The sequence below is a fragment of the Streptomyces sp. NPDC048659 genome (genome assembly GCF_040650575.1).
Taxonomy (GTDB): Bacteria; Actinomycetota; Actinomycetes; order Streptomycetales; family Streptomycetaceae; genus Streptomyces.
Map to the genome: position 1 here is coordinate 1 of NZ_JBEZHM010000121.1, position 7,486 is coordinate 7,486.

At 73.2% G+C, this 7,486-nt stretch carries 7 protein-coding genes; 5 read left to right on the top strand and 2 right to left on the bottom strand.

The features are described from left to right. Positions 1–154 precede the first annotated feature (154 nt). Both murC and msrB read left to right on the top strand, forming a co-directional pair. Positions 155–1,555: a UDP-N-acetylmuramate--L-alanine ligase gene (gene murC, locus AB0C99_RS39210; RefSeq protein WP_362485233.1), complete on the top strand. Its 1,401-nt coding sequence runs from the start codon at positions 155–157 to the stop codon at positions 1,553–1,555. A 15-nt stretch (positions 1,556–1,570) separates the two neighbouring features. Then, positions 1,571–1,978: a peptide-methionine (R)-S-oxide reductase MsrB gene (gene msrB / locus AB0C99_RS39215; RefSeq protein WP_362485234.1), complete on the top strand. Its 408-nt coding sequence runs from the start codon at positions 1,571–1,573 to the stop codon at positions 1,976–1,978. Between the two features lie 49 nt (positions 1,979–2,027). Here the strand turns inward: msrB and AB0C99_RS39220 are convergent, their stop codons facing one another. After that, positions 2,028–2,456 (bottom strand): Fur family transcriptional regulator, encoded by a 429-nt coding sequence (locus AB0C99_RS39220; protein WP_362485236.1) that lies wholly within the window; start codon positions 2,454–2,456, stop codon positions 2,028–2,030. A 206-nt stretch (positions 2,457–2,662) separates the two neighbouring features. Here AB0C99_RS39220 and katG point away from each other — a divergent pair, with 206 nt between their 5' ends. After that, positions 2,663–4,888 (top strand): catalase/peroxidase HPI, encoded by a 2,226-nt coding sequence (katG, locus tag AB0C99_RS39225; RefSeq protein ID WP_362485237.1) that lies wholly within the window; start codon positions 2,663–2,665, stop codon positions 4,886–4,888. A gap of 140 nt (positions 4,889–5,028) precedes the next feature. Here katG and AB0C99_RS39230 read toward each other — a convergent pair whose 3' ends face one another. After that, positions 5,029–5,802, bottom strand: coding sequence for an SDR family oxidoreductase (locus AB0C99_RS39230; RefSeq protein WP_362485239.1), 774 nt, complete (start codon positions 5,800–5,802; stop codon positions 5,029–5,031). Positions 5,803–6,013: 211 nt separating this feature from the next. Here AB0C99_RS39230 and AB0C99_RS39235 point away from each other — a divergent pair, with 211 nt between their 5' ends. Both AB0C99_RS39235 and AB0C99_RS39240 read left to right on the top strand, forming a co-directional pair. Continuing rightward, complete coding sequence (locus AB0C99_RS39235; protein WP_362485241.1) at positions 6,014–6,787, top strand: alpha/beta hydrolase; 774 nt, start codon at positions 6,014–6,016, stop codon at positions 6,785–6,787. Continuing rightward, positions 6,784–7,341 carry a hypothetical protein gene (locus AB0C99_RS39240; RefSeq protein WP_362485242.1) on the top strand — a complete coding sequence of 186 codons (558 nt, stop codon included), beginning with the start codon at positions 6,784–6,786 and terminating at the stop codon, positions 7,339–7,341. Before AB0C99_RS39235 ends, AB0C99_RS39240 begins: the two co-directional genes overlap by 4 nt. The last annotated feature ends 145 nt before the right edge of the window (positions 7,342–7,486 follow it).

The window sequence follows — 7,486 nt, forward strand, 5'->3', positions numbered from 1 at the left end:
GCGTGGCATATGCTCCAGCTCACCACCCCAGACATGCGTCGGCCCCCGGCCGGGACTGGCATCCCGATCGAGGGCCTGACCACCGAGGAAGAAGCCCGCCCCGACGCACTAGGCTGGAGCCTTCCAGACAGACGCACCCCGGGGAGAGATCCGCATGGCACCCGCCATCCCTGCCGCCATGGAACGGCCGCACTTCATCGGCATCGGCGGTGCCGGAATGTCGGGCATCGCGAAGATCCTCGCCCAGCGGGGCGCCAAGGTCGCCGGCAGCGACGCCAAGGAGTCCGCGACCGCGGAGTCCCTGCGCGCCCTGGGTGCCACCGTGCACATCGGCCACGCCGCCGAGCACCTCGCCGACGACGCCTCCGCCGTCGTCGTCTCCAGCGCCATCCGCGCGGACAACCCCGAGCTGGCCCGCGCCGCCGAGCTCGGCATCCCGGTCGTGCACCGCTCCGACGCGCTCGCCTCCCTGATGGACGGCCTCAGCGCCGTCGCCGTCGCCGGCACCCACGGCAAGACGACCACCACCTCGATGCTGGCCGTCGCCCTCACCGAGCTCGGCCTCGACCCCTCGTACGCCATCGGCGGCGACCTCGCGGGCCCCGGCACCAACGCCCGGCACGGCGACGGCGAGGTCTTCGTCGCCGAGGCGGACGAGAGCGACCGCAGCTTCCAGAAGTACGACCCGCAGGTCGCGATCGTCCTCAACGTGGAGCTCGACCACCACGCGAACTACGCCTCCATGGACGAGATCTACGAGTCCTTCGAGGCGTTCGCCGCCAAGATCCGCCCCGGCGGCACCCTCGTCGTCGGCGAGCACTCCGGCGCCCGCGAGCTGGCCCGCCGGGTCGCCGGGCGCGAGGGCCTGAGCGTCGTCACCGTCGGCGAGTCCGAGGACTCCGACGCCCGCATCCTCAAGATCGTCCCCAACGGGATGACGAGCGAGGTCACCGTCGCCCTCGACGGCGCCGAGCACACCTTCACCGTCTCCGTGCCCGGCCGCCACTACGCCCACAACGCCGCCGCCGCCCTGGTCGCCGGCGCCCGCGTGGGCATCGACCCGGCCGGGCTGGCGCAGGCCCTCACCGCGTACACCGGGGTCGGCCGCCGCCTCCAGCTCAAGGGCGAGGCCGCGGGTGTCCAGGTCATCGACTCGTACGCGCACCACCCCACCGAGATGACCGCCGACCTGGAGGCCATGCGCGGCGCGGCCGGCGCCTCCCGGCTCCTCGTCGTCTTCCAGCCCCACCTCTTCTCCCGCACCCAGGAGCTGGGCCGGGAGATGGGCGAGGCCCTCGCGCTCGCCGACGGCTCCGTCGTCCTCGACATCTACCCGGCGCGCGAGGACCCGATCCCCGGCGTCACCAGCGAGCTGATCGTCGCCGCCGCCCGCGCGGCCGGCGCCGAGGTCACGCCCCTGCACGACAAGGACGCCGTGCCGGACACGGTCGCGGGAATGGCGAGGCCCGGCGATCTCGTTCTCACCATGGGCGCGGGCGACGTGACGGACCTGGGCCCGCGGATCCTGGCCCGCCTCGACGAGTCGGCGAAGTAGCGGAGGAGCGAGCTCATGGCGTACGAGGTCGAGAAGACGGACGCGGAATGGCGGGACGAGCTGTCCCCGGCGGAGTACCAGGTGCTCCGGCAGGCCGGCACCGAGCCCGCGTTCCGCGGTGAGTACACGGACACGAAGACCCAGGGCGTCTACTCCTGCCGGGCGTGCGGCGCCGAGCTCTTCACCTCCACCGAGAAGTTCGAGTCGCACTGCGGCTGGCCGAGCTTCTACGACCCGAAGGACACCGCCGCGGTCGAGCTGATCCCCGACACCTCCCACGGCATGACCCGCACCGAGGTCCGCTGCGCCCGCTGCGGCTCGCACCTGGGCCATGTCTTCGAGGGCGAGGGCTACCCGACCCCGACCGACCAGCGGTACTGCATCAACAGCATCTCGCTGCGGCTGGAGCCGACCGAGGGCTGAGCGCCACCGGCAGAGTCCCGGCGAAGGGCCCCCGCGAGGGGGCCCTTTCTCATGCCCGCTCCGGATCCTCCGCGCACCGCGGACACAGCCCCCGGTACGTGACCTCCACCGCCGTCACCGTGAAGCCGAAACGGTCCGCGTCCGCGAGCCCCGCCAGCGGGTCCCCCTCGGGGCGCACGTCCCGGACCGCCCCGCAGCCCGAGCACACCAGGTGCTGGTGGGCCTCGTGCGCGTTCGGGTCGTAGCGCTTGGCGCGGCCCACGCTGGAGACCTCCAGGACCTCGCCGAGCGAGACGAGCTCGCCCAGCGTGTTGTACACGGTCGCGCGGGAGATCTCGGGCAGTCTCGCGGTGGCGCGGGCCAGCACCTCGTCGGCGGTGAGGTGGATGTGCTCGCCGGACAGGACCTCGGCGACCACCCGGCGCTGGGCCGTCATCCGCCAGCCCCGTCGGCGGAGCCGCTCCAGAAGGTTGCTCATGGTCACCAGCCCTTGCAGCGCCCGGTCGGCGCGAGTCAGCGCCGGTGCGGCGCGAGTAATCCGTACGGGTCCGGCTGTCGTATTGACTTGGACTGAGTCCACCATAGGATCGACTCCAGTAGTAGCCAAGAGGGTGTGCGCCGGTCACACCGACGCCTCAGCAGTTCCCGAGCTCCGTGATCCGAATGGTTCGGAAGGAAAGACCGATGTCTGAGCAGAAGCACGATCCGCTTGTCACCGAGGACGAGGCGGCGGCGCAGGGTACGGGCGGCTGCCCGGTCGTCCACGGCCGCGCCGCGCACCCCACGCAGGGCGGTGGGAACCGACAGTGGTGGCCGGACCGGCTCAACCTGAAGATCCTCGCCAAGAACCCCGCCGTGGCGAACCCGCTCGGTGAGGAGTTCGACTACGCGGAGGCGTTCCAGGGCCTCGACCTCGCCGCCGTCAAGCAGGACATCGCCGAGGTGCTCACCACCTCGCAGGACTGGTGGCCCGCCGACTTCGGCAACTACGGCCCGCTCATGATCCGCATGGCCTGGCACAGCGCCGGCACCTACCGGATCAGCGACGGCCGCGGCGGCGCCGGCGGCGGCCAGCAGCGCTTCGCCCCGCTGAACAGCTGGCCGGACAACGCGAGCCTGGACAAGGCCCGCCGCCTGCTCTGGCCGGTCAAGAAGAAGTACGGCAAGGCCATCTCCTGGGCCGACCTGATGGTCCTCACCGGCAACGTCGCCCTGGAGACCATGGGCTTCGAGACCTTCGGCTTCGGCGGCGGACGCGTCGACGAGTGGGAGCCCGACGAGGACGTCTACTGGGGCCCCGAGACCGAGTGGCTGGGCGACGCCCGCTACACCGGCGACCGCGAGCTGGAGAACCCCCTCGCCGCCGTCCAGATGGGCCTCATCTACGTCAACCCCGAGGGCCCCAACGGCAACCCGGACCCGATCGCCGCCGCCCGCGACATCCGCGAGACCTTCGCCCGCATGGCGATGAACGACGAGGAGACCGTCGCCCTCATCGCAGGCGGCCACACCTTCGGCAAGACCCACGGCGCCGGCCCCGCCGACAACGTGGGCCCCGACCCGGAGGCCGCGCCGATCGAGCAGCTCGGCCTCGGCTGGAAGAGCTCCTACGGCACCGGCGTCGGCAAGGACGCCATCACCTCCGGCCTGGAGGTCACCTGGACCGAGACCCCCACCCAGTGGGGCAACGGCTTCTTCAAGAACCTCTTCGAGTACGAGTACGAGCTCACCAAGAGCCCGGCCGGCGCCCACCAGTGGGTCGCGAAGAACGCCGAGGCGGTCATCCCCGACGCCTTCGACGCGTCCAAGAAGCACCTGCCGACGATGCTCACCACCGACCTGTCGCTCAAGCTCGACCCGGTCTACGAGCCGATCTCGCGCCGCTTCTACGAGCACCCCGAGCAGTTCGCCGACGCCTTCGCCCGCGCCTGGTACAAGCTCACCCACCGCGACATGGGCCCCGTCGTGCGCTACCTCGGCCCCGAGGTCCCCAGCGAGGAGCTGCTCTGGCAGGACCCGCTGCCCGCCCGTGAGGGCGAGGCGCTCGGCGCCGCCGACATCGCCTCCCTCAAGGAGAAGATCCTCGGCTCCGACCTGACGGTCACCCAGCTCGTCTCCGCCGCCTGGGCCGCCGCCGCCTCCTTCCGCGGCAGCGACAAGCGCGGCGGCGCCAACGGCGGCCGCATCCGCCTGGAGCCGCAGCGCAACTGGACCGCCAACAACCCGGACGACCTGGCCCAGGTGCTGCGCGTCCTGGAGGGTGTCCAGGAGTCCTTCAACGCGGCCGGCGGCGCGCAGGTCTCGATCGCCGACCTCGTCGTCCTCGCGGGCAACGCGGCCGTCGAGAAGGCCGCGAAGGCCGCCGGCGTCACCGTCGAGGTCCCGTTCTCCGCGGGCCGCGTCGACGCCTCCCAGGAGCAGACGGACGTCGAGTCCTTCGCCGCCCTGGAGCCCCAGGCGGACGGCTTCCGCAACTACCTGGGCAAGGGCCAGCGCCTCCCCGCCGAGTACCTCCTCGTCGACAAGGCGAACCTGCTCACCCTGTCCGCCCCCGAGACGACGGTCCTCGTCGGCGGCCTGCGCGCGCTGGGCGTCACCCAGCCGGGCACCTCCCTCGGCGTCCTCACCGAGACCCCGGGCACCCTGACGAACGACTTCTTCGTCAACCTGCTCGACCTGGACACCGCCTGGCAGGCCGTCTCCGACGACCAGACCACGTTCGAGGCCCGCGACGCCTCCGGCGCGGTCAAGTGGACCGGCACCCGCGCCGACCTGGTCTTCGGCGCCAACGCCGAGCTGCGCGCCGTCGCTGAGGTGTACGCCTCCGACGACGCCAAGGAGAAGTTCACGGCCGACTTCGTCGCCGCCTGGGCCAAGGTCATGGACCTGGACCGCTTCGACCTGCGCTGAGCCGCCGACGGCCCCTCCCCGGACGCACCGTCCGGGGAGGGGCCGTCCGCGTGCCCGCTCCGGACGGTGCGTCCGGCGTCCGGAGCGGGCACGCGGCGCGGCCCGGTCCGGCACGCCCAGGACCGCCGCGCCCGGGCCCCTCAGTGGACGGAGAGCCCGCCGTCCACGAACACCGCCTGCCCCGTCACATACCCCGAGGCCCGGCTCGCCAGGAAGACGGCGGCCCCCTCGAAGTCCTCCGCGAGCCCGTTTCGCCCGACCAGCGTCCGCGCCGCGAGCTCGGCCACCTTCACCGGGTCCGAGCTCAGCCGCGCGTTCAGCGGCGTCATCACGAAGCCCGGCACCAGCGTGTTGCAGGTGACGCCGTACGGCGACCATGCCTCCGCCTGCGAGCGCGCCAGCGACTCCAGCGCCCCCTTCGACACCCCGTACGCCCCCGACTGCACGAACGCCCGGTGCGCCTGCTGCGAGCTCACGTGGATGATCCGCCCGAAGCCCCGCTCGGCCATCTTCGGCCCGAAGCGCTGCCCGAGCAGGAACGGCGCCTCCAGGTTCACGCCCATCGTCCGGTCCCAGACCTCGTCCGAGAGCTCGGACAGCGGCGGACGCAGGTTGATCCCCGCCGAGTTCACCAGGATGTCCGGCTCCCCGAACACCTCCGCGGCCGCCTCCGCCGCCGCCCGCACCCCGTCCCGGGTGCCCAGGTCCCCGCTCACCCACGCCGCCGTAAGCCCCTCGGCCGCCAGCTCGTCGACGGCCGCCTTCAGCTCCGCCTCCCGGCGCGCCACGATCACCACGGACGCGCCCGCCCGCGCGAGGGCCCCCGCTATCGCCCTGCCGATCCCCGAGCTGCCGCCGGTGACCAGGGCGGTCCGGCCGGCCAGGGAGAACAGCTCGTCCAGGTACGTGCGCATAGCGGTGTTCCTCGCATCTTCCGTCGGAGACCGAAACCCCTTGGTGCCCCCCGACCGGCGGCTGTTACCGTGGAGACGGCCGTGTGAGAGACCGAGGAGGTGGTACCCGTGAACGCTACATCGACATGGGTGCTCCCCTCAGGGGTCACGGTCGGACGCTAGGCAGGGCGTCCGGGAGCGCCGATCCCGCGCACTCCCGAAAGGCACCGCCATGCGTGTCGCCCCTTCCCCGCAGTTCACCTCCGAGCGCCGCCTCGACGACGGCGTCCTCGAACGCGCCTTCCTCCTCGACGGCATCCCCGGCTACCTGTGGACCCCCGAGGCCACCCCCGACACGGCCCCGGCGCCGCTCGTCCTCATCGGCCCGCCGCCCCTCGGCCTGCCGAAGACGTACGCCCGCCTGGCCGGACGGGCCCGGCACTACGCGGCCCGGTACGGCTTCGCCGCCGCGACCATCGAACTCCCCGGCAGCGGCGACCGCCCCCGCTGGGAGGCCGCCGAACAGGCCCGCGCCGCCCTGCGCCGGGCCATCCAGGCCGGCGAACCGGTCGGCCCCGACCTCGTCGACGCCCTCGTCCTCCCGCTCGTCGACAAGGCGGCCCCGGAATGGCGGACCGCCCTCGACGCGCTCCTCGCCCTCCCCGGCATCGGCGGCCCGGTCGGCTACGAGGGCGGCCTTATCTCCCTCGGCGTCCGGCTCGCGGCCACCGAACCCCGCATCGCCGCCGCCGGCCTCTTCGCCGGCAGCCGCATCCCCGCCGCCGTCGTCGAGGAGGCCCGCACGGTCACCATCCCGCTGCTCGTCCTCCTCCAATGGGACGACGAGGGCAACGACCGCCAGGAAGCCCTGGACCTCTTCGACGCCTTCGCCTCCCGCGAGAAGACCCTCCACGCCAACCTCGGCGGCCACACCGGCGTCCCGGCCCACGAACTGGACGCCGGGGCCCGGTTCTTCGCGCGGCACCTGAGGGGCGGCGGGCGGTGACACCAGGTCAGGCCCGGGACTGGGCCGGTGTGACCGCCATGAGCGTTCCGGCGGCCGGGCTCGTGCCCAAGGTCGAGGCGCTGTTCGACGGGGACGCCGGGGCGCGCGGTGGCGCGGAGGCGGTGCTCTACGTGCAGGTGGCCAACCAGGGCCAGTTGTACTCCGCGGCCGCGCCGTGCGTGGACCTCATCGCGGAGCTCGCGCGGGAGCGCGGGCGGGCGACCGCCGAGGCGGTCAGCGTGCTGGAGGCCGTCCTCAACGCCCGTACCCCGGGCCTCACCGTCACCGTCGGCGGCGCCGCCGTCGACGCGGCCGGCTACTGCCGGCGCCGGATCCTGGAGCTCCTCCCGCTGCTCCTGGACGGTGCCGCGGGAGCGGAGCCCCGGTACCTGCGCGAGCTCTTCTTCCTGCTCCCGCAACTGGCGGACTCCGCCCCCGGGATCCTCGGCTTCCTGCGCGAGCGGGAACCGGGGCTCGACGGCGAGGCGCTGACCTGGTGCCGCGAGGCGCTGGAGGAGGCGGCGGACGTGCTCCGCGACGGGCACATGCCCTGACCGGTCCGGCCTCCGCGTACCCCGGCGAAGGGCCTCCCCGCACCACCTCGGTGGCGCGGGGCCGTCGAGGCGCTGCAGGTTGCAGTTGATGACGAAGGTCAGGTTGTCCAGGCCCTCGCGGGCGGCGAGCGCCAGGGCGGCGGTC